This window comes from Novosphingobium sp. TCA1 (assembly GCF_009811895.1).
GTDB classification, from domain to species: domain Bacteria; phylum Pseudomonadota; class Alphaproteobacteria; order Sphingomonadales; family Sphingomonadaceae; genus Novosphingobium; species Novosphingobium panipatense_A.
Window position 1 is genome coordinate 1 of record NZ_BLJH01000129.1, and the last position, 640, is coordinate 640.

At 69.1% G+C, this 640-nt stretch carries 1 protein-coding gene; it reads right to left on the reverse strand.

Annotated elements, in window-relative coordinates:
* Positions 1 to 640 (reverse strand): electron transfer flavoprotein subunit alpha/FixB family protein (locus NTCA1_RS28370; RefSeq protein WP_159832508.1); only part of this gene is annotated, 640 nt, incomplete at both ends.

Genomic DNA, 640 nt, shown 5'->3' on the forward strand with positions numbered 1-640 from the left:
GCGCCGACGGCGGCGCCGAGCTTGTCGGCCAGCGGCAGGATCACCTGCTCGAAAGTTTCCGAGTCCTTCAGCGCGCGGCCGCCCGAGACGATCACCTTGGCGCTGGTCAGTTCCGGGCGCTCCGACTTGGCGAGTTCGGCGCCCACGAAGCTGGACAGGCCCGCGTCACCGGCGCCTGCGACGTCTTCGATGGCAGCCGAACCACCCTCGGCAGCGGCCTTCTCGAAGGCGGTGCCGCGTACGGTGATCACCAGCTTGGCATCGCTCGATTCGACGGTTGCGATGGCGTTGCCTGCATAGATCGGGCGGGTGAAGGTCTTCTCGCCCTCGACCGAGAGGATGTCCGACAGCTGCGCGACGTCGAGCAGGGCGGCCACGCGCGGCGCGATGTTCTTGCCGGTGGTGGTGGCGGGCGCCAGGAACGCGTCGTGGTGGCCCATGAGGTCCACGATCAGCGGCGCGACGTTCTCGGCCAGCGCATGTTCGTAGGCGGCGTTGTCGGCCACATGGACCTTGGCGACACCGGCGATCTTCGCGGCGGCTTCGGCAGCAGCGCGGCAGCCCGCGCCTGCGACCAAGAGGTGAACTTCACCCAGCTTGGCGGCAGCGGTGACGGTGTGGAGCGTCGCGTCCTTGACCG